This window comes from Vibrio sp. 10N.261.52.C11 (genome assembly GCF_041471405.1).
Classification (GTDB): Bacteria; Pseudomonadota; Gammaproteobacteria; order Enterobacterales; family Vibrionaceae; genus Vibrio; species Vibrio crassostreae_C.
In genome coordinates this window covers 35,438-58,515 of record NZ_JBFROI010000035.1, presented here as the reverse complement: position 1 = coordinate 58,515, position 23,078 = coordinate 35,438, and the positions used below count along the sequence as shown (strand labels likewise).

The following is a 23,078-nucleotide window of genomic DNA, read 5'->3' as shown; positions in this document are numbered from 1 at the left end:
TCGCATCTCGCATCTCGCAAGCATAAAAAAACGCACAACCTAAGTCACGCGTTTTATATTTAAGCCTTTGATTTATCGATCACTTCGTTAGTGCATGACCTCTTCTTTAGCACCAACATAGATGAAATCCAATTCGTCTTTTTTCAGGGATACTTTAACCGTACCGCCATCAACCAAGCTACCGAACAGTAACTCGTTAGCAAGTGGTTTCTTAAGCTTCTCTTGAATCACACGTCCCATTGGACGAGCACCCATGGTCTTGTCATAGCCTTTATCAGCTAACCAGTGACGAGCATCCTCAGAAACCTCTAAAGACACGCCACGAGCGTCCAGTTGAACCTGAAGCTCGACAATGAACTTATCAACTACTTGGCTAATCACACTTGGGTCAAGGCTGTTGAACCAAATGATATTATCAAGACGGTTACGGAACTCAGGAGTAAATACCTTCTTGATTTCGCCCATCGCATCTGGCGCATGATCTTGTTGGATCAGGCCGATCGATTTCTTCTCGGTTTCAGCCACACCTGCGTTGGTCGTCATCACTAGAATCACATTGCGGAAGTCCGCTTTGCGACCATTGTTGTCAGTTAGCGTGCCGTTATCCATTACCTGCAGTAGCAAGTTAAAGATATCTGGGTGAGCTTTCTCGATTTCATCCAGTAACACAACAGAGTGCGGGTTCTTGATTACGGCATCCGTTAGCAAACCACCTTGGTCGTAACCAACATAACCAGGAGGCGCACCAATCAAGCGGCTCACTGAGTGTCGCTCACCGTACTCAGACATATCAAAGCGCAGAAGCTCAATACCCATCAACTTAGACAGCTGAACAGTCACCTCTGTTTTACCGACACCAGTAGGACCAGCAAACAAGAATGAACCAACAGGTTTATTGTCTGCACCCAATCCAGCACGGGTCAGCTTAATCGCTTCACTCAATACATCGATTGCAGGGTCTTGTCCGAATACCAACATTTTCATGCGCTCATCCAGTTTCTGGAGTGTATCTTTGTCTGAAGACGATACTGACTTTTCAGGAATACGCGCCATTTTCGCAACCATTGACTCAATATCAGCCACGCTTACCGTTTTCTTACGACGGCTTGCAGGTGCCAAACGACTACGAGCGCCCGCTTCATCGATTACGTCAATGGCCTTATCAGGAAGGTGGCGTTCATTAATGTATTTAGCTGACAGTTCCACAGCGGCACGCAACGCTTTGTTGGTGTAGCGCACTTCGTGGTGAGCTTCGTATTTTGGCTTCAAGCCAATCAGGATCTTGGTCGTATCGTCTAGCGATGGTTCAATAATATCTATTTTCTGGAAGCGACGAGCTAAAGCACGCTCCTTCTCAAAAATACTGCTGTACTCTTGGTACGTTGTTGAACCGATGCAACGTAATTTGCCACTGCTTAGTAATGGTTTAATTAAGTTTGCCGCATCAACCTGACCACCCGATGCAGCCCCGGCACCGATAATGGTGTGGATCTCATCGATGAACAGAATCGCGTCTTCTTCTTTCTCCAGTTGCTTAAGAATCGCTTTAAAACGTTTCTCAAAGTCACCACGATATTTGGTTCCGGCTAACAGTGAACCGATATCTAGAGAATAAATTACGCTGCTCTGAATGATTTCAGGCACTTGTCCTTCAACGATGCGCCATGCAAGACCTTCCGCGATGGCAGTTTTACCTACCCCCGCTTCACCCACTAACAGAGGGTTGTTCTTACGACGACGACACAGAACTTGGATAGTGCGTTCTAGCTCTTTGTCACGACCGATTAGTGGGTCAATATTGCCCTGCTTTGCGACTTCGTTAAGGTTAGTAGCAAAATTTTCTAAACGGTCTTCAGAGTTAGCTTCTTCAGCATTTTCTGCACCACCAAATGAATCGGATGATGAAGGACTGTCGCCTTCGTTGCTCGCTTTGGTAATACCGTGTGAGATGAAGTTAACAATATCTAAGCGACTAATGTCGTTTTTCTTAAGAAGATATGCCGCGTGAGATTCTTGCTCACTAAAAATAGCCACAAGTACGTTAGCACCTGTTACTTCGCTGCGACCTGAAGATTGAACATGAAAAACAGCGCGTTGAAGTACTCGTTGGAAGCTCAACGTAGGCTGAGTTTCGCGAGTTTCGTCGCTTTCAGGGATAAGTGGGGTCGTTTGATCGATAAAAATATCGAGCTCATTGCGAAGAGCATCGAGATCAGCCTGACAAGCTTGGAGCGCTTCCTTGGCCGCATCATTTTCTAATAATGCTAGTAGGAGGTGTTCGACAGTCATGAATTCATGTCGCTTGTCTCGCGCACGAGCAAATGCGCCATTTAAACTCGTCTCTAATTCTTTATTTAGCATAAGTACCTCCTAAGGGAACAACAGTGTTGTTCGAGCAATTTATACTTGCTCCATTGTACATAGTAGCGGATGCTCATTTTCCTTTGAGTACATCGTGACCTGCGCTACCTTTGTTTCCGCTATTTCAGCACTGTATGTGCCGCATATAGCTTTACCTTCATAATGAACCTTGAGCATCACTTCCGTTGCTTTTTCGATATCTAGTGAGAAGAATCGCTCTAGGATCTCGATTACAAAGTCCATGGGCGTGTAGTCATCGTTATTCAACACAACGTTATACATCGCCGGTGGCTTTACTTTTGTTGCTTCTTTCTCCAGTAAATCTGAGCCTGGAGATGCCCATTCAAAGTTTCTGCTCATATCGCTTTGCTAAGGGTTATTTTTCGGAAGTCGTGAGTGTTTACCTAACTCAAATTTACCACATTCACGCTTTACCGTGTACTAAGAAACTGCACCTAGAAACAGTACCAAAAAATATTCCTCTATACTGAGCCTAATCCACCATTTCCATCGCTGCAAATAAAAGATCTCGATTAACAAGATTAACATATGTGATTGATTAAAAAGACGCCATAACTATTGATACTAACGATAAGATTACCGCTAAGTTACTATTTGGTTAATAGTTTGCGGTTAATCTCGAATGTGATTTGTTATTAAAATTGATCACTTTTATACCAATTTACTATTGACTGTGCTCAATCATTAGCTACATTGGAGCTAAAAGGTTTTTTAATACACTTTTGCAACATGAATTAAAATCAGTAACACGCTTCAAAAATTAACAATAAGGAATAATTACGCAGGGTAGCGTTAATTTCCGTAAGCAATGTACGAGATTCAAGCTATTAGCTGAAATTCTTTAGCTGGTAGGAATGATATCAATCGCACTTACAACAATTGATATAACAACGTTAGTAACAAAATGCATGAGGGATGTATAGCATGGCTACAGGTACAGTAAAATGGTTTAACAATGCCAAAGGGTTTGGCTTTATTTGTCCAGAAGGTGAAGACGGCGATATTTTCGCGCACTACTCCACAATACAAATGGAAGGTTATCGAACCTTAAAGGCTGGTCAGCAGGTCGACTATGAAGTAGAAAGTGGACCTAAAGGCTCGCACGCTAGCTCTGTTGTTCCTGTAGAAGGCAGTGTCGCTAAATAAGCGATTGCCGATATCATATTTACCTCCACTCGTCCTGTTTAGGGCCGCTCGGTAAACAAGAACATTAAAACCGCTCATTTACTGACTGTTATTCAGTTTTAAATGAGCGGTTTTTCGATCTTCGCTCCATAAACTCAATGTTATTTCCGCAAAAAAAAGACGCTCTAACGTTATCGTTAAAGCGTCTTCAATCTTTGTTTTAACAAGGCTATAAATGTATCGCTTAGCTAAGTCAAATAACTAGCTAGCCACAACAGTGTTTACCACTCAGTGCTATAGTTATGCATCAATCAGGGCATTTAACGTAGCACTTGGGCGCATTAGCTTGGATACGAGTGCGTCATCAAGCAGGTAATAGCCGCCTAAATCGCCTGCGACACCTTGTGCATTATTCAACTCAGCAACGATAGCCTCTTCGCTTTCAGCTAATTGGCTTGCAACAGTAGCAAACTCTGCCGCTAAATCTGCATCAACCGTTTGTTCTGCAAGTGCTTTCGCCCAATATGCAGCTAGGTAGTAGTGGCTACCACGGTTATCAAGCTCACCCACTTTTCGTGAAGGAGACTTGTTATTATCAAGGAATTCGCCCGTCGCTTTATCAAGAGCATCCGCCAGTACTTGTGCTTTAGCGTTACCTGTAACAACGCTTAGGTGCTCTAGAGATGCAGCCAATGCCAAGAATTCGCCTAGAGAATCCCAACGCAGGTGGTTTTCTTTCTCTACTTGTTGAACGTGCTTAGGAGCTGAACCACCAGCGCCAGTTTCAAATAAGCCACCACCGTTCATTAATGGAACAATCGATAGCATTTTAGCTGACGTACCAAGTTCTAGAATTGGGAACAAATCAGTGAGGTAGTCACGTAATACGTTACCTGTAACAGAGATTGTGTCTAGGCCTTCTTTAATACGAACTAGTGAGTATTGAGTTGCCTCTAGCGGTGCCAAAATCTTAATTTCTAAGCCTTCTGTATCGTACTCAGGAAGGTAAGCTTCTACTTTCTTGATAAGCTGCGCATCGTGAGCTCTAGACGCATCTAGCCAGAATACAGCGGGAACACCTGAAGCACGTGCGCGAGTAACAGCTAGCTTAACCCAATCTTGGATCGGAGCATCTTTTACTTGGCACATACGGAAGATATCGCCTTCCTCTACGTCTTGCTCAAGAAGAACAAAACCAGAAGCGTCAACCACTTGAACCTGACCAGCAGCTTCTAGAATAAAAGTCTTATCGTGAGAACCGTATTCTTCCGCTTTTTGAGCCATTAGGCCAACGTTTGGCACGCTACCCATTGTCGTCGGATCAAAAGCACCATTTTCTTTACAGAAATCAATAACCGCTTGGTAAATACTCGCGTAGCTACGATCTGGGATCATTGCTTTGGTGTCTTTTTGCTTACCTTCTGGATCCCACATCTGACCTGAAGAACGCAGCATTGCAGGCATAGATGCATCAACAATGATGTCACTTGGTACGTGTAGGTTAGTGATACCACGATCCGAATCAACCATTGCTAGTGGAGGCTGAGTCTCGTAGACCGCTTGTAGATCAGCTTCAATTGCTTCTTTCTGCTCTTGAGGAAGGGCTGCAATCTTCGCGTATACATCACCGATGCCATTATTTACATCAACACCGAGTTCATCGAACAATTGGCCGTGTTTAGCGAACACGTCTTTGTAGTAAACCTTAACCGCGTGGCCAAAAATCACTGGGTCAGAAACTTTCATCATCGTTGCTTTCATGTGAAGAGAAAGTAGAACACCTTGCTCTTTAGCTGATGCGATTTCTTTCTCGAAGAAGGCAACCAAAGCTGCTTTATTCATCACTGAAGCGTCGATGATCTCTTTATCTTGCAGAGCAAAAGCTGGCTTCAATGTTTTCTTAGTGCCATCTTTACCTACAAATTCGATGCTAACTTCAGTCGCGCCTTCAATCGTTACTGATTTTTCACTACCGAAGAAGTCTTTGTCTTCCATACTAGAAACATGAGACTTAGAATCTGATGACCAAGCGCCCATTGAATGCGGGTTTTTCTTAGCGTAGTTTTTAACTGAAAGTGGCGCACGACGATCTGAATTACCTTCACGTAGAACCGGGTTTACCGCACTACCTTTGATCTTGTCGTAAGTCGCTTTTATTGCTCTCTCTTCATCAGTCTTTGCTTCTTCCGGGTAATTAGGAAGTGCATAACCTTTTGACTGAAGTTCTTTGATCGTAGCTTGGAGCTGAGGTACAGATGCTGATACGTTTGGAAGCTTAATGATGTTTGCTTCTGGTGTTTTAGCCAATTCACCTAGTTCTGCTAGTGCATCACCAATACGTTGCTCTTCATTCAAATGCTCAGGGAAGTTGGCAATAATACGCCCTGCAAGTGAAATGTCGCGAGTATCAACGTCAATACCAGAAGAAGCTGTAAAAGATTGAATGATTGGCAGCAAAGAGTAAGTTGCTAGCGCCGGAGCCTCGTCTGTAATGGTATAGATGATAGTTGGTTTTTCAGTAGGCATGAAATTTCCCTATAGTTCTTACAAGCTCACCTAAAATGGTGAGAATGTTATAAATTGACCAGTAAGCGACTCGAAGAGTGAAAACTGCTTACTCGATAGTCGTACTCTATCTTATTTTTCATGCAATCTTGATGAGAGCATGAACCAAATCCGTGAGTGCGTTGTTATAATAAAACACGAAGGTATAATTAAACAAATCAGGCTTAAGAGTCCATCAACTTGTTCTATTTTGTGTCTTTTAGGCGCGCAAATGATAGCTCAATTCCGTTTCAGTGAAAACTTTTCAGCACACTTCGTTTACATTTTTGCAAGGTAGTTAACATGTCTACTCGCTCACGCAGCGCATCTCGCTCAGACAAACCAGCTCGTTCTGAAGCAATATTAAAACAAAGCGGTAATAGGCAGAACCGACGCAGTGATAAAAATAGCACTGGTAATTCGCACAAGAAACCTCATTCAAGTAAACACCGTTACAAGGGTAAACCTACGAACACAAAACCTAAGATAGCGATCGAAGATCGCAAGGTTATTCTGTTCAACAAGCCATTTGATACGCTAAGTCAGTTTACTGATGGTGAAGGTAGAAAAACATTAGCGGATTTTATTCCTGTTAAAGATGTTTATGCAGCCGGACGACTTGACCGTGACAGTGAAGGGTTAATGGTCTTGACCAATGATGGAATATTTCAAGCCAAATTGACTCAGCCCAACTCAAAATCACCAAAAACTTACTGGGTACAGGTTGAAGGCGCACCTTCTGAGGAAGATTTAGATAAATTGAGAAAAGGTGTCGAACTAAAAGACGGCATGACACTGCCCGCTCAGGTTGAGGTGATGTCTGAACCTGTTGTGTGGGATAGAACCCCTCCAGTACGCTTCAGAGCCGCGATACCGACAACATGGTTAGCGATTACTATCATTGAAGGGCGTAACCGTCAGGTAAGACGAATGACAGCAAATATCGGCTACCCTACCCTGCGACTTATTCGCTATTCAATGGGCAACATGAACGTGGGTGAGCTTCAGCCTGGTGAGTGGAAAGAGATTTAACTCATAGCAAATATTAAAGCGAGACTAATAAGTGTCTCGCTTTCTTGTATATGAAGATTTATTACTCTTGGTCAATCATCCACTTGCGGAATTCTTTACGCTCTTTTTTAGAAGCTTTTATATACCAAGCTTGAAGCTGTCTGACCGAATCAGAACTTAAGGATAGATTCTTTATAGACGTAGCCGCAATATCAGCGTTAACTATGCCGCTATTAGTAAAAATTTTCCCTGAATTTCTATTATTTTCTTGAACTAAATCGACGATATCAGTGAAAGGAGTTATCTCATTTTGTGATACAAGCGAATAAATCTTTGCATCCAGATCGTCTTCATCCTGACTAACAGTAAATTCTGGGGGAGTTTTAGAAAAAGCTTTTTGAGCATCGCGGTAACGTCGAATATTGGGTGAGTTTAATGAAACCATTTCGTCTTTTTTGACTTCGAATTCAATAACAAACGGTGAAGATGAATAAAATCTAGATTGAGACCCATCCTTTAAAATTTCACTGTACGATACCACTAACTGATTCTCACCAGTCGATAACTCGATCACATCAGAATCTACAGGTTTTTCATTATTAACAGCGTGCAACTTGAGTGTATGAGAAACTGATAGTTCTGCTGAATTAGCGCTTATAGAGCCGCTCAAAATTAAAAAGTAAAACAGTTTTTTCATACATTTTCCTTTTAAAAAAGCCACCAATGTTTGGTGGCTTTAATGTATTAATGCAAAAAGTTAAATATTAAAATTTAACTTCTAAACCTGCAAGGTATGCTAGGTCGTAGTCTACAGAAGAATCATCGCTGTCTGCGTAACCGATTTCACCGTAAACGTGAACATTGCTGTGCAGGCTGTGAGTAACATTCGCATAAACGTTTGATACGTCTTCAGCCTTGTGGCTTGCTTGGTTGAAACCAAGAGCGAAAACATTACGCCCCATGGTGTAAGTACCAGCTACAGAAATTACATCTAGCTCCGAGTCAACAACTTTGTCATCTTCGTAAGAACCGAAAGAACCTGCAATAGTAAAATCGCTGAAGCTGTAGATAGCTTCTAAGTTGTAAGATTCGATGTCTGCAGTTACAACTTGAGCAGTGTTAGATTCTTGTATGTAGTAGAAAGCACGTAGTTCAAGAGCATCGACAGGCTTGAAAGATGCACCGAAGTCAGTAATAGTTTTATCATTAGCTTTGCCGTTATCTAAATCGTGTGCAACAGCAACCCAAAACTTATCTCCTGTATACCAAACTTTAGTAACTTCTGCACCGTGAGCGTCACCAAGGCCTAAAGATTCAGTACCAAACTCGTAGTCTTCACCAATGCCAGCTTCATCAGCGATAGTATATTGACGACCAAAGGTAACCTTAAGACCGTTTGATTCAAAACCAGCGTATAGCTCAGTATTCTCCGTACCAGAACCTGCGCCAGCATCATCGCGGTTTTCAAATTCGAAATCGAAATAACCTACTGCATTTAAGTTTTCATTAATCGCAACAGTTGTGCCGAAGTTCAATTCACCATCATCTATGCGCATTTCAGCGTCAGAATCTTCCGTGAAACCTTTGTATAGTTGAATTTCAGCTGCACCACCAACAGAAACAGAAACGCCGTCTTTGCTGTATACTTCTGCTGCATTTACTGATGTCGCTGTAGCTGCGATAGCTAACGCTAATAGAGTCTTTTTCATAATAAATCCACTGCCTTTTCTAAGAATGGGAGATCCTTGCCCGGTTCCCTATTATTTTTATGACTAGCGATTACCACTCTTTGTTGGCTAATCACCGTCACTAAATTTCGAGGTCTAGATTGCAAAAGATTATCCTGCGTGTCAAATAAACTAAAAATAGACCTAAAAAAAACACAAACAATTAAAAATCAAACGCTTACATTTTTTTTCATCATTTTACGAGTAGCTTATCCTTAGTTTTATTAGGAAATATAATAACTATAAAAACCAACAAAACAGCACATAAAACCAATATAAACCATTAATACATCCTAAAAGTAGAATTTAACACCTGTAAGTCAGTCTTTTTTAATATTAATATTTCACAAGATAAATAAAATCGTTAAGTTCCTGATGGTTCAGTTTTTTTTTGTGAACGAGATCTACCTTTGATTCAAAAGCAAGCTATTTTGCAGTAAATGTACCGGCTAGTGATATGTGCTACTATCCTCGCTCCGTTACGTAGGTCACAGTATGCTAACTACTAAAATTCAAAATTCTATTCGCACCAGTTATCAAAACCTCCAAGATCAGTTGGACAACTTTGTACCTCGCCGTGCACAAAATTACCTTGTAGCTGAGATAGCGAAGACACTTTGCGGTCAATACCACAAGAGCAGCCGCATGATTGTTGCTGAGGCGGGAACAGGAATCGGTAAATCACTGGCTTATTTAATGGCAACTATTCCCGTTGCGGTTTTAAATAATCGGAAAATCATTATTTCGACCGCAACCGTCGCGCTACAAGAACAGCTCGTCAATAAAGATCTCCCTCTATATAGAAGACTCACCGACAGAGAGTTCTCTTTTATATTAGCGAAAGGCAGGCAACGCTATTGTTGCTCAGAGAAATTGGCAGCGGCTTGCGGTGTTGATGGTGGACAAATGGCTATGTTCGAATCCAAACCAAAGAAAAAGGATATCGAGCAACTTCAAACCATGTATCGTAGTCTGGCTCAAGGTAAATGGGATGGCGATCGTGATTCATGGCCGAAACCAATCGACAATATCATTTGGCAAATGATCGTAAGTGATAAGCACAGCTGCAACAACAGTATGCCAACTCACAGAGATTGCCCTTTCCAGAAAGCGCGTTCAGAGCTAGATAAAGCAGATGTGATTATCGCTAATCACAGTTTGGTAATGGCCGACGCTGACCTAGGTGGCGGAGTTATTCTTCCAGAGCCAGAAAACAGCATCTATATATTCGACGAGGCACACCATTTACCTCATGTCGCTCGAGATCACTCCTCTGCAGCTGCCAGTTTAAAAGGTGCGGCTTCTTGGTTAGAGCGTTTAAATCAATCGATCACTAAGCTTTCTGGTTTAGCGGACGAAAAGCGTGTGCACCGATTTAGAAATGAATTGCAGGACTCCGTACAACAACTGATCCCTACTCTGACTCAAATGAGCAAACAGTTTGACGCAAGCCACTTTGAAGACGGCTTGTATCGCTTTGAGCATGGTGACTTGCCTGAATGGTTAGAAAGTGAGTCGAAAGATCTCAAACAGCTAACTCAAAAGACAAGCCAATCTGTAGCAAAAATCGCTGACCTCATTGCTGAGCGAGTCAAAGACGGAGAGCTTTCCGCAAAACTAGCCGAGCCAGCGCTCGCTGAAATAGGCTTCTATATACAAAGGACAGAGAATCTAGCTCAAGTCTGGCGCCTAATGGCGGAACCTAAGCGAGAAAAAGGCGCACCACTAGCACGTTGGCTTGAGTTAAACAAAGAGAACGAAGGCGATTTCGTTGTCAACGTTTCACCTCTAGAGGTTGGTTGGCAACTTGACCAGCAGATTTGGAGCCGCTGTGTTGGAGCCGTATTAGTTTCTGCGACAATGCGAGCACTTAACTCCTTTAACTTTTTCTGTCACCAAGCAGGTATCAGTCAAAAAGCTGAAGATGGTGTTCAATTCCTTGCTTTGGCATCACCATTTGATTATCAAAACCAAGCAGAGCTGATCGTCCCTGCAATGAAATACGAACCTCAAGCACCTCAGTTTACCGAATATCTTATTGAAATTTTGCCTAAGGTAATAGAAGACAACAAAGCCAATCTCGTTTTATTCTCTTCTTACTGGCAAATGAACAAAGTTGCAGAAGCTTTAGCAACAGGTTTCGTTAAAAAGTCATGGGCTTTACAAGTTCAGGGTGACAGTTCACGCACTGAAATTCTAAAAAAACATAAAAAGCTAATAGAACAAGGCAAAACAAGCGTCCTTTTTGGAACGGGCAGCTTTTCTGAAGGGCTTGATTTGCCTGGAGAGCTTCTTGAAAATCTCGTCATTACAAAGATTCCTTTTGGTGTGCCTACCTCTCCTGTAGAGCAAGCACACTCTGAATATATTGAATCACGAGGCGGTAACCCATTTATGCAAATTACGGTTCCAGAAGCGAGTAAAAAGCTTATTCAATCTGTCGGGCGGTTACTGCGTAAAGAAAGAGATTCTGGTAAAGTCACGATCCTTGATAGACGCATAGTAACGAAGCGATACGGAAAGTCCCTACTCGATTCACTACCGCCTTTTAAAAGAACAATAAAATACTAATATCCCCTGCCCTTGAGGTAGTTATGGGCCTTCATCGCTAGGCCCTTGCATTCACAACCCAACATGACTAATCCATAGATTTTTCATGTGGCTGCCCTATCAGCCGATAACGAGAACACTAGCTATTTATGGAAATGATTGAGCCAACCATGTTGGTCATACTTGCTCTGGTTGCATTTGCAGCAGGCTTTATTGATGCTGTCGCAGGTGGCGGAGGGATGTTAACCGTTCCAGCTTTACTGTCACTTGGTTTACCGCCACACATCGCATTGGGTACTAACAAGCTTGCAGCAACCTTCGCTTCATCTACAGCTGCATTCACTTACTACCGTAAAAAGCTGTTCAAGCCTGAGTGTTGGGTCAATGCATTCATATCTACTTTAATAGGTGCGACCATCGGCACACTCACTGTTGATGCCATTAGCACCGAGTGGTTAGAGAAGGTATTGCCGTTAGTCATTCTTGCCGCAGCGGTCTATACCATTTTTCATAAGACTCCAGATGTGAGCCATAATGTGTCTCCTAAGCCATGCCCTGTGCTTAAGAGAAAACAAAAGTACCAAGGATTCATTCTTGGCTTTTATGATGGGGTTGCTGGTCCAGGAACTGGCGCGTTTTGGACGGTAAGCTCTATGGCGCTTTATCGCTTAAACATCTTACTTGCCTCTGGTCTATCCAAAGCCATGAACTTTACCAGTAACTTTACCTCTTTGGTGACCTTCGCGATTCTTGGTCATATTGATTGGGTTCTAGGTTTAACCATGGGCCTTTGTTTGATGGCCGGTGCATTTGTTGGCGCTCACTCTGCTATTCGTTTCGGTGCTACATTTATACGACCTGTGTTTGTTACCGTAGTAAGCGTACTTGCAATTAAACTGGCATATGAAGCTTGGTTTGTGAACTTATAGGCAATAGCCAACGGGGAGTGAGATGAATCAATTTTCAAAGCTAAAAAGTGTCATTGATACCTTGATTGGCCATTGCTCGCAGGTTGATAAATCTCGAGGAGCTTATCATCAAGCCTTGTTTGACCGAGCCTTATTTAAATGTGGCGCCTCTGTTTTGCTTCCCTATGCACTTGAAACTCAGGCAACGTACCGCACCATTGTACGTGAACAAACCACAAATCAACTGACCGCATCCAGAGCCAACTACCTGACAGAAAAGCTGACAAATCAGATTGCAGCAATCCAAAGAGAGTTAGCCAACCACGATTTACGCTTGGACCGAAAAAGTAAGTCAGGGAAAACCCTGAACGACCTATACAACGAACTCGCTCAGCACCAAGACTGGCAAAAGCGATTGATCGATTTAGTCCGAGTAAGAAAGTTAGCGTTTGATTCTGCGCCTCGCCACAGTAAGAAAAAAGCGGAAGAGGCTTGGCAGTTAGCAAAAGAGCGATTAGAACGCTGTGAAGACTCAATGAAAAATATTGAGAGACTGATTAACTTAGAGAACCCTAAGCGAAATGAACACTGATAACACACCATCACCACTGGATAACGCACCAGAAGAAGTTAAATTAGCTGTCGACCTGATCTATCTGCTCGAAAGCAACGAAATCGATCCAAAAGTCGCGTTAGAAGCAATCAAAATTGTCCAGCAAGATTTACAAGCCAAACTAGCATCTAGCATCTAGCATTTAGCATTTAGCATTTAGCATCTAGCATTTAGCATTTAGCATTTAGCATAAAAATATACAGGATTCACATGTACCAACTTAGCTTTTCTATGCCCGAGTTTCTTGAAAACTACTGGCATAAAAAACCAACCATCTTAAAGGGTGGCTTCCAAAACTTCGTCGACCCAATTTCGCCGGAAGAACTTGCTGGTTTATCGATGGAAGAAGAAGTGGATTCTCGCTTTGTCTCTAACCTCGACAATCAGTGGACTGCAGAACACGGTCCATTCTCTGAAGAAAAATTTGGCGAGTTAACCGAAACTCATTGGCAGCTGATCGTTCAAGCAGCGAACCACTGGCACCAAGGCGCAAATCAACTGACTGAGGCGTTCCAAGCGTTACCAAACTGGTTATTCGACGATCTCATGATCTGCTACTCAGCACCTGAAGGCGGCGTAGGCCCACATATTGATCAATACGATGTCTTCATCATTCAAGGTCAAGGCAAACGTCAATGGAAGGTTGGCGCTAAAGATGTTGGCCAATACAAAGAGACTGTTCAAGCGTCTGCACTTCGTCAAATTGAAGGTTTTGACCCAATCATTGATGAAACTTTAGAGCCGGGCGATATCCTTTATATCCCACCAGGTTTCCCACATGAAGGGAGCACGTTAGAGCCGTCAATGAGCTACTCTATTGGCTACCGCTCGCCTAAAGAACAAGAACTGATCAGCAACTTTGCCGATTTTGTGCTTGCTCATGATATGGGTGACGTACACCTGCACGATCCAGAATTCAAAATGCAAGAAGGCTACGGAAAAATTCGTTCATCGGATTTAAGTAATCTCACAGGCATGTTGAAATCTGCACTAGAGCAACCTGAAACCATCAGTGAATTCATGGGTTGTCTGCTAAGCCAATCACGCCACCAGCTTGATATCGTTGCTCCAGAGCCACTATGGACTCAAGAAGAGATCGCTCAACACTTAGAGTCTGAAGGTGAGATTCACCGAGTATCAGGCTTAAAGGCGCTCTACCACGAAAATGAAAGCAACACTGCTTACATCAATGGCGAAGTGGTTAAGGTGGATGAAGCGGATTCTTCGTTACTCAACATACTTTGCGATGAGACCATGATTACCTCGGCTACTGCCCTATCTCCTTCGGGCATAACTGTCGTGACTGAATTGGTCAACAAAGGCTACTGGTTTATCGAAGAGTAAGCAGCGTCAACCGCTGGTTATTGCCTAGCCTCTAAATAAACAATTAAAAAAGGGACAAATGAAATCTTCATTTGTCCCTTTTTCTATTCAAGAACTGGTTAAGGCTTAATGCTTATACCTTGAACTGATTGACCAACTTCTTTTGTTGTTGAGACAGTTGGTCAATTTCATTGCCGACTTGCTCAGAAGCCGCGGCTTGCTCCAAGATCTTCGCACTCAAATCGCGAATATTAACCACGCTTTGATTTACTTCACCGGAAACCGATTGTTGCTCTTCGGCTGCTCGAACGATCTGACTGTTCATATCACTGATCGCCTCAATAGAAGTAAAGATCGACCCCAGATCTTCAACTGCTTTCTGAACGTGTAGTGCTGTATCGTTAGCTAGGATATTGCCTTCTTGTATTGCTTCAACGACATCTTGAGTTCCAGCATGAACCTTGTCGATCACCGCTCTGATCTCACCAACCGATGACTGGGTGCGACTTGCGAGGTTTCTTACCTCATCCGCAACAACAGCAAAACCTCGACCTTGTTCGCCAGCACGAGCCGCTTCAATCGCCGCGTTCAATGCCAGTAAGTTAGTTTGCTCAGAGATCCCTTCAATCACACTTAAGATCTCGGTGATGTTTCCGTTATTTTTTGCCAATTCTTCAACAATAGGAACAGCACTCGACATACGCTCCACCAGCTTTCTCATTTCACCTGCTGAAAGTTCGATGACTTGTTGCCCTTGTTGAGCAGAACGATTCGCTTCGCACGCTGCATCAACGGCCACTTCTGCATTTTGTACCACTAAGCCCGCAGTTTGAGTCATCTCTTCGGCCGCTGTCGCGACTAGATCCACTTCTTTAAATTGAGACTCGCTGCTTTCACGAGTACTTGATGCTGATGCTTTCGCTTGGCTGGTAGTATTTGCCACTTGTTCTGTGGTGTGAATGACTTCTTTGATTGTGTGTTGCAGCTTATCTAGGAACAGGTTAAATCCTTTTGACAACTGACCGATTTCATCTTGAGACTTCACTTCCAAGCGCTGCGTCAAATCACCTTCACCTGAAGCGATGTCATTCAACCTTTCCACAACCTGACGAATCGGCTTCACAATAGACAACGAGGCAAACGCGATAATGGCTAAGCCAAAGATAATAAACACTGTACCGGCGATCACTTCTGTTTTGATGCCTTCACTTAGCTTAGTGCTAATGATAGAATCCAATTTATTTGCGTCAGCGACGACACTGTCTCTTGGGATCTCAAACAACACCCCCCAAGTTTGGTTAGCTGCAACAACAGGTGCAAAGGCAAGTAACCACTCACCGTTCTCGCTCCATTGCGTTGTCACTTCACCACCAAAGATAAAGTCGGTCATTAAATCACTGTTTGTATTGCCACTTTGGAAAGTTGAACCGACTGCAATGCTTGAATCATCAGAAGCGATGACCGAACCATCTAGACTAACCACGTAAGCTTTACCCGCACCGTTAAACAAGCTCTGGTCAGATTGAGTAATCACACTGGTTAAACCATCAAGTCTTAGATCAATACCAAGAAAACCAATAGCAACGTCGTCAACCAAAATAGGGACTGAAATAGAGGACGTAAGTAGTGCTACACCACCGCTGTTCACGACTCTCGGCGTACTAATACACGTTTGCCCTGAAGACAAAGGACAGTAAAAACGTTCGCTATTGCTGTCATCATTCAAGATAGATTCTGAAAGAACGTTCGCTAGAACATTTTCACCGTTATCTGCCACCTTCCAGTAAGGAGCAAAACGACCTTTTTCGTTAGAACCAACATAATCAGCATCGACATAATTCGCATCTTCACTATCGAGCAAGTCAGGCTTGAAAACTAGATACGCTCCTTGAATAGAGTCGAAGTTTAAAACCGAGCGACGAACCATTTCATCCAAGGCGGTACGAAGCTCTTCACTTGGTGTAAAGTTTTCGTCTGCATTGTTTTTTAGAAACTGAGCACTGGCCGCAAGCATCTCTGCGCGGTAAATAGCTTCGTCTACATAACGTTGAGTTTCTTGAGCGTTTAGCTGAGAAACAGACGCCAGCAACTGCTGAGTTTTATTGATAACTGATTCTGAACTTTGAGATTTGATGACTTGTTGATTGCTCGTCGCGTTGTAGATCGAGAAACCAATAAGAGACAGTGACGTAATGATTAAACAACAACCTGCTAAGAGGGTTATTTTCCACTGTACCGATAGAGAGCGCATTTAATATCCTTATTTAAGCCAAAAGACTTCCATAACCATAACTATCACATCGACAACGAATTGCTGTACACAATGTAAATGAGTTAGACGAATAGCTTAGCGGATAATTACAGCACAAATTGCTTACATATAAAACGAAAGTTTATACAAATGTTAATAGAGCGTGTTTTCTTCCTTTTTTCTGTGATTTCAAATGATGTACTCATATAATCATTAGTTGTGTTGCTTAGGTTTTAGCGCTTTGGACATAGCCAGAACATCGATATTTAAAGGAAGCCCACTCCACCCTCTCCCTCTTTAAAATGCAGCAACTTCGGATTAGTTTTTATAATCCAAGTTATAGATTTTTATCTTGATCAACTTCACACTTTTTGATTGCTAAGCCCGCAATCAAGCTCTAATATCTCACGCCTAGATTCCCTGAACACTTTATTCATTTGGCTCTCCTTTAATGGAGCGCTAAGGCTTTTTACGTCTTAATTTTTGGAGAGATACGCAAATGTCCGCCTCGTTTCCATTAGCGAAACTTACCTTTTTAATCGCTATTCTGACTGCCGTAGGTCAAATGACTCAAACGATGTACGTGCCTTCTATCGGTCATATGGCAGGTGAGTTCTTAGTTTCGGCATCTTCACTGCAGGCAGTGATGGCGTGTTACTTGATCCCTTATGGTCTGTCGCAATTTGTTTACGGCCCACTTTCAGATCGCCTAGGTCGTAAACCGATCATCGTGATTGGTTTGATCATCTACATCATCGGTACTTTGGTAGCATTGTTCGCTCACGAATATGAATGGTTCTTAGCGGGCAGCTTTATCCAAGGTTTGGGCATCGGTTGTGGTGGTGCGATGTCTCGTACATTGACTCGCGACTGTTTTGAAGGCGCAGAGCTGCACCGTGCAAACAGCTTGATTAGCATGTGTGTGATTTTCTCACCATTGATGGCTCCTGTACTGGGTGGTTACCTAACAGAAGTTTTCGGCTGGCGTTCTAGCTACTTATTCCTTGCGCTGTTTGGTATTGCTGTTGTGATCACTATGATGACGAGCATGATGGAAACACTGCCGAAAGAACGACGCAAGCATGAATCGGTTGCCAACAGCTACAAGTTCGTTCTGTCTGATAAACGTTTCCAAGGTTTCTTATTGGTATTAGTCGCAACCTTTGCTGGTGTAGCCGTATTTGAAGCAGCGGCAGGTGTGTTGCTTGGTGGCGTACTTGGCTTACCGGCAACCACAGTAAGCTTGCTGTTTGTCTTGCCTATTCCAGGTTACTTAGTCGGTGCAGGCTTATCTAGTTACATCGCACAACGTCGCTCTGAGCGCCGTGCATTGAATGTTGGTCTGGTTGCGATATTGGTAGGCTCAACAGTGGTATTGATACCGGGTCTGTTTGGTCAAACAACAGCATTAACTTTGATTGGCGGTGCCACAATTTACTTCTTGGGCGCTGGCATATTATTCCCAGCAGCAACAACAGGGGCACTTTCGCCATTCCCGTACCACGCTGGTACTGGAGGTGCGATTTTAGGTGGTATGCAAAATCTAGGTGCTGGCATCGCAACACTATTGGCATCGTTCTTCCCAGCTCAAGACCAACTGCCACTCGGTTGCTTGATGATTGCAATGTCATTCATCGCTATGCTTGGTTTACGTTGGGTTAATCGTAAACCTGACCACTCAAATGAAATGCCATTGGCTATTTAACGTAAAACTCGAATCTTGCTAAACAAAGGAAAGGGACATACTGAAAAGTGTGTCCCTTTTTGTTGCACATTTATTCCTTCCACTCTCACGTATCAGTAATTTCATTTAACATTACTTTGATTTTTTGAAAACAATAACAGACACTTACGATGAAGGTGCATATCCAGAATCCAATTATAAATAATATCACTGGAAGATACCCAACCAACAAAGGATGCTGGCATCAAAAAGAGTAAGGTGCACACTAGGGATATATAGATGCGTATCGCTTTAACCACATTAGTCGTATCAATAGCGCTTGTCGCCGGATGCAGCAATCAAGGAATATCAACCATGAACCACTACTCTCAATCACAGCTCGTCGCTCAGCAAACCCAAGCACCCGTTGCTAAGAAAGTCCCTCACGCAATGACGATTCATGGTGACTCCCGAATCGATGATTACTACTGGATGCGCGATGATGCACGCCAAGATCCAGAGATTTTGCAACAGCTTGAGCAAGAGAATCAGTACGCAGATACAGTGTTAAAACATACAGAAGCAGCACAAAAACAATTATTTCAAGAGATCAAAGGCCGAATCGCAAAAGACGACAATTCGGTACCGGTTCGCAAAGGCAGTTACTACTACTCGAATAAGGTCACAGGCGACAACGAATACCCAGTTCACCTGCGTGAAAAAAACTTTTTAGGCACAGACAAGCAAGTCATCTTAGATGTTAACGAGCTAGCAAAAGAGCATGAATTCTTCAGTATTGGTGGCTTAACGATCAGCCCAGACGAAAACTTGTTGGCCTATGGCGAAGATACGCTGAGCCGACGAATTTACACCATCAAGATCAAAGACCTCACAACAGGTGAATACCTAAAAGATGAAATTGAAGGCGCTTCAAGTGCAATCGCGTGGCAAAACGACAACCAAGCCTTCTACTACATCAAAAAAGATCCACAAACATTGCTGGGTTATCAAGTTTACCGCCACGTGTTAGGCACAGCTCAGGCAAGCGATCAGTTAATCTACGAAGAAGCCGATAGCGCTTACTACACCTCTTTGAGTAAAAGCAAAGATGGAGAACAGGTCTACATTTGGCATTCGAGCACAGAAACCAGCGGTGTCTCAGTCATCGATGCCAACAACCCAAAGGCTACAGCTGAGGCTTTCTACCCAAAAGAGACCGGCATAGAGTACAGCATCGCTAAGCTAGGTGATTGGTATTACATCTACACCAACTACCAAGCGGTCAACTTCCGTTTAATGAAAGTCACAACCGAAGAGATGCATGAACGCTCAAAATGGGTCGATGTCATCCCAGCAGACGATAATACTCAGCTTGTAGATTTCGAGTTGTTTGATGACCATCTTGTCTACGAGCAACGCGCGGATGGCTTGTCTACAGTGAAAGTTCGCCAACTCTCAACAGGCCACGAGTTTCCACTTGAATTTAACGACACCGCATTTACCGCTTACCTAACGAGTAACTATGAATTAGATAACGCAAAAGTTCGTATCTATTACAGCAGCTTAACCACGCCAGGTACTTACTATGATTTCGACCTAAGTACAGGTGAATCCGAACTCATGAAGCAAACACCCGTATTAGGTGATTTCGAAGCGGATAACTACCAATCAGAGCGAATCATGATTACGGCTCGCGATGGTAAGCAAGTTCCTGTCTCTTTGGTTTATCGTAAAGACTTATTTAAGAAAGACGGCACTAACCCAATCTACCAATACGGCTATGGGTCTTACGGCTCTACGATTGAACCTACCTTCAGCTCAACTCGCCTAAGCCTACTGGATAGAGGTTTTGTTTATGCCATCGCACATGTCCGCGGTTCAGAAATGCTTGGTCGCCCTTGGTATGAAGATGGCAAAAAACTGACCAAACAAAACACGTTCAACGACTTTATTGATGTAACCAAAGAGCTTGTTGAAGAAGGCTACGGCGCGAAAGATAAAGTGTTCGCCGTTGGGGGGTCTGCTGGCGGTCTATTGATGGGAGCAATCATCAACCAAGCACCAGAACTGTACCGTGGTATTGGTGCACATGTTCCGTTTGTAGACATTGTGACAACCATGCTCGATGAATCGATCCCTCTAACCACCAATGAGTATGACGAATGGGGTAACCCGAACGATAAAGCCTACTACGATTACATGCTGGGGTACTCACCGTACGACAACATTAAGGTACAAAACTACCCGAACATGTTGGTAACGACAGGCCTGCATGACTCACAGGTGCAGTACTTTGAGCCAATGAAATGGGTTGCGAAGCTGCGTGAAATGAAAACAGACAACAACGTATTGCTGTTCAAAACCGATATGGAAGCCGGTCACGGTGGCGCTTCTGGCCGATTTAAACGATTAAAAGAAGACGCACTTGAATACGCGTTCTTTTTGGATTTACTTAAGACTCAATAGATTCTACGTAACTGTAAGTATTCACATCATTTAATGTCGCCATTTTGTCTCTACAAAGTGGCGACAGAAATTATTAAGCATGGTTAAATACGATGAACCATGAAATCCACCAAATCAAAAACCTTTAAAAACAAGCAGTGACAAAGGTTTACGAGAGGTATAAAAACAAATGAAAGTAATTAGCTTCAACATCAACGGTCTTAGAGCCCGCCTTCACCAACTGCAAGCTATTATCGACAAACACCAACCCGACGTGATTGGTCTGCAAGAGATAAAAGTGCACGATGAAGCCTTCCCAATTGCTGATGTTGAAGCAATGGGCTATAAGGTTTACTTCCACGGTCAAAAAGCCCACTACGGTGTGGCAATGTTGTGTAAGCAAGAGCCTATTTCTGTGCAGAAGGGTTTCACAACAGATAATGAAGACCATCAAAAACGCATGATCATGGCGACGTTTGAAGATGAAAATGGTGAAAAGGTTACCGTGCTAAATGGCTACTTCCCTCAAGGGGATAACATCAAGCATGAAACAAAATACCCGTACAAACGCCAGTTCTATAAAGACTTAATGACTTACTTAAACGATTATCACAACAAAGATGAGCAAGTGATTGTGATGGGCGACATTAATATCAGCCCTATCGACGCAGACATCGGCATTGGTGAACCTAATGCGAAACGTTGGTTAAAAACTGGTAAATGTTCTTTCCAACCAGAAGAGCGCGAATGGTTGAAAACATTGATGGATTGGGGCTTTGTGGATAGCTTCCGCTTACTGCACCCTGAAGTAAACGACCAATACTCGTGGTTTGACTACCGCTCGAAAGGTTTCGTGGACAACCGCGGCCTACGAATTGATGTAGTACTTGCGACTCAGAAGCTTGCTGATAAGTGTACTGAAGCAGGCATCGATTACGAACTGCGTGGCATCGAAAAGCCGTCTGACCACGCGCCAATTTGGTCAACGTTTAAGTAATCAACAGCAACAGAATCTGCTCATAAAAAACGGCGCTATAGAAGCGCCGTTTTGTTAATTATGATGTGTAATTAGCTAAGTGGTCTTAAGTAAGCTAAGAAACGTTTCTCTGCGAATTTGAAAATCGCAATGATGATAAACGTCAACCCCATGTAAAACAGACCTGCTGTTAGGAAAGATTCAAACGGAGCATAGTAGCGAGAGTTAACCAAACGAGCTGCACCCGTTAGATCCATAATCGTCACAATACCTGCAACGGCTGAGCCGTGAAGCATAAAGATAACTTCGTTACTGTAAGCCGGTAATGCACGACGTAATGCACTTGGCAGAATGATACGTCGGTATGTCTTAGGTGTGCTCATGCCATACGCTTTTGCTGCTTCAACTTCACCTTTTGGTAAGCCGTTAATCGCACCGCGAATGATTTCAGCTGTGTATGCCGATGTGTTAAGGATGAATGCCACCAAAGCACAAAACCATGCATTTTCCCATAGTGTATCTTTTACAGGGAAGAACTGATCCATTCCGTAGTAAATCAGGTACAACTGCACCAATAATGGCGTACCACGGAAGAAATAGATGAATGACCAAGCCGGAGCATTAATCAGCATATTTGGACTGTTACGAGCGATAGCTAGTGGTATGGCGACGAATAAGCCAATGATCAAAGCAACGCAAACCATCCAAGCCGTTGTCCATAAACCACCAAGGTAAATCGGCAGGCTTTCAATTATCAATGAAAAGTCCATAACTACCTCGCGTGGATACTGAATTTACGTTCAACCAGCTTAAGTAAGCCCGTTGAAACACTGGTGAAGAATAAGAAGATAATCGCCACTGTCATATAGAAGGTAAATGGCATTTTGGTTGAACCTGCCGCCAGTGCGCTAACACGTACCATATCTTCTAGGCCAATAATGGAAACCAACGCGGTAGTTTTAAGTAAAACCAACCAGTTGTTACCAAAGCCCGGCAGTGCGTGACGAATCATTTGCGGTAACAGGATACGACGGAACGCTAGAACAGGTCCCATGCCATAGGCCTTTGCTGCTTCCATTTCACCGCTATCAACCGCCATGATCGCTCCACGGAAGGTTTCAGCCATGTAAGCGCCAAAGATGAATCCAATGGTTAAGACACCAGCAACAAATGGACTGACATCAATATAATCAGGTAAGTAAGCGGTCCACTCGTGGTTAGGATCACTTGATGTGAACCACTCATTGAGCCACTCATTGATGGAATACAAACTGTTGTTTAAAAGGATTTGTCCACCAAAGAAAATCAGCATCATCAAGACGAGATCAGGAATGCCTCGAATAACGGTTGTGTAGAGGGTTGCGATAGCACGAGCCCAGCGATAAGGCGCTAGTTTTGCTAAGGCACCTAGCATACCAAGAACCATAGCTAAAATTAGCGACAGCAAGGCAACTTCGATTGTGAGCACCGCCCCTTTCAGGATCGACGCTTCATATCCTTGTAAATCAAACATAATGGATTCCAACAGAACTGCGAAAAAGTTGGTAAGACAGGGAGAGG

General features: G+C 43.2%; 18 protein-coding genes. 10 read left to right on the top strand and 8 right to left on the bottom strand.

Features of this window, described 5'->3' with window-relative positions; genetic code table 11:
• Nucleotides 1–87: 87 nt before the first annotated feature.
• Both clpA and clpS read right to left on the bottom strand, forming a co-directional pair.
• Entirely contained in the window at nt 88–2,361 is a 2,274-nt protein-coding gene (clpA, locus tag AB4323_RS14400; protein ID WP_017062108.1) for an ATP-dependent Clp protease ATP-binding subunit ClpA, read from the bottom strand.
• A 39-nt stretch (nt 2,362–2,400) separates the two neighbouring features.
• On the bottom strand, nt 2,401–2,721 hold the full coding sequence (gene clpS / locus AB4323_RS14395; RefSeq protein WP_004737430.1) for an ATP-dependent Clp protease adapter ClpS: 321 nt from the start codon (nt 2,719–2,721) through the stop codon (nt 2,401–2,403).
• Nucleotides 2,722–3,306: 585 nt separating this feature from the next.
• On the opposite strand from clpS, the gene cspD reads away from it, so the two are divergent.
• Nucleotides 3,307–3,528 (top strand): cold shock domain-containing protein CspD, encoded by a 222-nt coding sequence (gene cspD, locus AB4323_RS14390; protein ID WP_010437410.1) that lies wholly within the window; start codon nt 3,307–3,309, stop codon nt 3,526–3,528.
• 279 nt (nt 3,529–3,807) lie between these two features.
• Here cspD and AB4323_RS14385 read toward each other — a convergent pair whose 3' ends face one another.
• Nucleotides 3,808–6,033 (bottom strand): NADP-dependent isocitrate dehydrogenase, encoded by a 2,226-nt coding sequence (locus tag AB4323_RS14385; protein ID WP_372152775.1) that lies wholly within the window; start codon nt 6,031–6,033, stop codon nt 3,808–3,810.
• Between the two features lie 321 nt (nt 6,034–6,354).
• On the opposite strand from AB4323_RS14385, the gene AB4323_RS14380 reads away from it, so the two are divergent.
• Nucleotides 6,355–7,083 (top strand): pseudouridine synthase, encoded by a 729-nt coding sequence (locus AB4323_RS14380; protein ID WP_372152773.1) that lies wholly within the window; start codon nt 6,355–6,357, stop codon nt 7,081–7,083.
• Nucleotides 7,084–7,144: 61 nt separating this feature from the next.
• Here AB4323_RS14380 and AB4323_RS14375 read toward each other — a convergent pair whose 3' ends face one another.
• Nucleotides 7,145–7,759, bottom strand: a complete 615-nt coding sequence (locus AB4323_RS14375) for a DUF2057 family protein (protein WP_372152771.1) — start codon at nt 7,757–7,759, stop codon at nt 7,145–7,147.
• Between the two features lie 67 nt (nt 7,760–7,826).
• Nucleotides 7,827–8,771 (bottom strand): porin, encoded by a 945-nt coding sequence (locus tag AB4323_RS14370; RefSeq protein ID WP_372152769.1) that lies wholly within the window; start codon nt 8,769–8,771, stop codon nt 7,827–7,829.
• Between the two features lie 513 nt (nt 8,772–9,284).
• Between AB4323_RS14370 and dinG the strand changes: the two genes are divergently transcribed.
• The 5 genes from dinG (at nt 9,285) to AB4323_RS14345 (ending at nt 14,204) form a co-directional block, all read left to right on the top strand.
• Nucleotides 9,285–11,360, top strand: a complete 2,076-nt coding sequence (dinG, locus tag AB4323_RS14365) for an ATP-dependent DNA helicase DinG (RefSeq protein WP_229647102.1) — start codon at nt 9,285–9,287, stop codon at nt 11,358–11,360.
• Nucleotides 11,361–11,488: 128 nt separating this feature from the next.
• Complete coding sequence (locus AB4323_RS14360) at nt 11,489–12,268, top strand: TSUP family transporter (protein WP_017062114.1); 780 nt, start codon at nt 11,489–11,491, stop codon at nt 12,266–12,268.
• A 22-nt stretch (nt 12,269–12,290) separates the two neighbouring features.
• Nucleotides 12,291–12,839 (top strand): primosomal replication protein, encoded by a 549-nt coding sequence (locus AB4323_RS14355; protein ID WP_372097852.1) that lies wholly within the window; start codon nt 12,291–12,293, stop codon nt 12,837–12,839.
• Nucleotides 12,829–12,999 carry a pleiotropic regulatory protein RsmS gene (rsmS, locus tag AB4323_RS14350; protein WP_017055021.1) on the top strand — a complete coding sequence of 57 codons (171 nt, stop codon included), beginning with the start codon at nt 12,829–12,831 and terminating at the stop codon, nt 12,997–12,999. The genes AB4323_RS14355 and rsmS overlap by 11 nt, the downstream gene beginning before the upstream one ends.
• Before the next feature lie 71 nt (nt 13,000–13,070).
• Complete coding sequence (locus AB4323_RS14345; protein ID WP_102332495.1) at nt 13,071–14,204, top strand: cupin domain-containing protein; 1,134 nt, start codon at nt 13,071–13,073, stop codon at nt 14,202–14,204.
• 112 nt (nt 14,205–14,316) lie between these two features.
• Here the strand turns inward: AB4323_RS14345 and AB4323_RS14340 are convergent, their stop codons facing one another.
• On the bottom strand, nt 14,317–16,434 hold the full coding sequence (locus AB4323_RS14340; protein WP_372116420.1) for a methyl-accepting chemotaxis protein: 2,118 nt from the start codon (nt 16,432–16,434) through the stop codon (nt 14,317–14,319).
• A 499-nt stretch (nt 16,435–16,933) separates the two neighbouring features.
• Here AB4323_RS14340 and emrD point away from each other — a divergent pair, with 499 nt between their 5' ends.
• The 3 genes from emrD (at nt 16,934) to xthA (ending at nt 21,539) form a co-directional block, all read left to right on the top strand.
• Nucleotides 16,934–18,139, top strand: a complete 1,206-nt coding sequence (gene emrD, locus AB4323_RS14335) for a multidrug efflux MFS transporter EmrD (protein ID WP_017065927.1) — start codon at nt 16,934–16,936, stop codon at nt 18,137–18,139.
• A gap of 333 nt (nt 18,140–18,472) precedes the next feature.
• Nucleotides 18,473–20,563 (top strand): S9 family peptidase, encoded by a 2,091-nt coding sequence (locus AB4323_RS14330; RefSeq protein ID WP_372147280.1) that lies wholly within the window; start codon nt 18,473–18,475, stop codon nt 20,561–20,563.
• 169 nt (nt 20,564–20,732) lie between these two features.
• On the top strand, nt 20,733–21,539 hold the full coding sequence (xthA, locus tag AB4323_RS14325; protein WP_372152767.1) for an exodeoxyribonuclease III: 807 nt from the start codon (nt 20,733–20,735) through the stop codon (nt 21,537–21,539).
• 71 nt (nt 21,540–21,610) lie between these two features.
• Here xthA and AB4323_RS14320 read toward each other — a convergent pair whose 3' ends face one another.
• Together AB4323_RS14320 and AB4323_RS14315 are read right to left on the bottom strand one after the other, a co-directional pair.
• Nucleotides 21,611–22,288 carry an ABC transporter permease gene (locus tag AB4323_RS14320; protein WP_017063494.1) on the bottom strand — a complete coding sequence of 226 codons (678 nt, stop codon included), beginning with the start codon at nt 22,286–22,288 and terminating at the stop codon, nt 21,611–21,613.
• A 2-nt stretch (nt 22,289–22,290) separates the two neighbouring features.
• Nucleotides 22,291–23,031: an ABC transporter permease gene (locus tag AB4323_RS14315; protein WP_017066929.1), complete on the bottom strand. Its 741-nt coding sequence runs from the start codon at nt 23,029–23,031 to the stop codon at nt 22,291–22,293.
• Between the last annotated feature and the right edge of the window lie 47 nt (nt 23,032–23,078).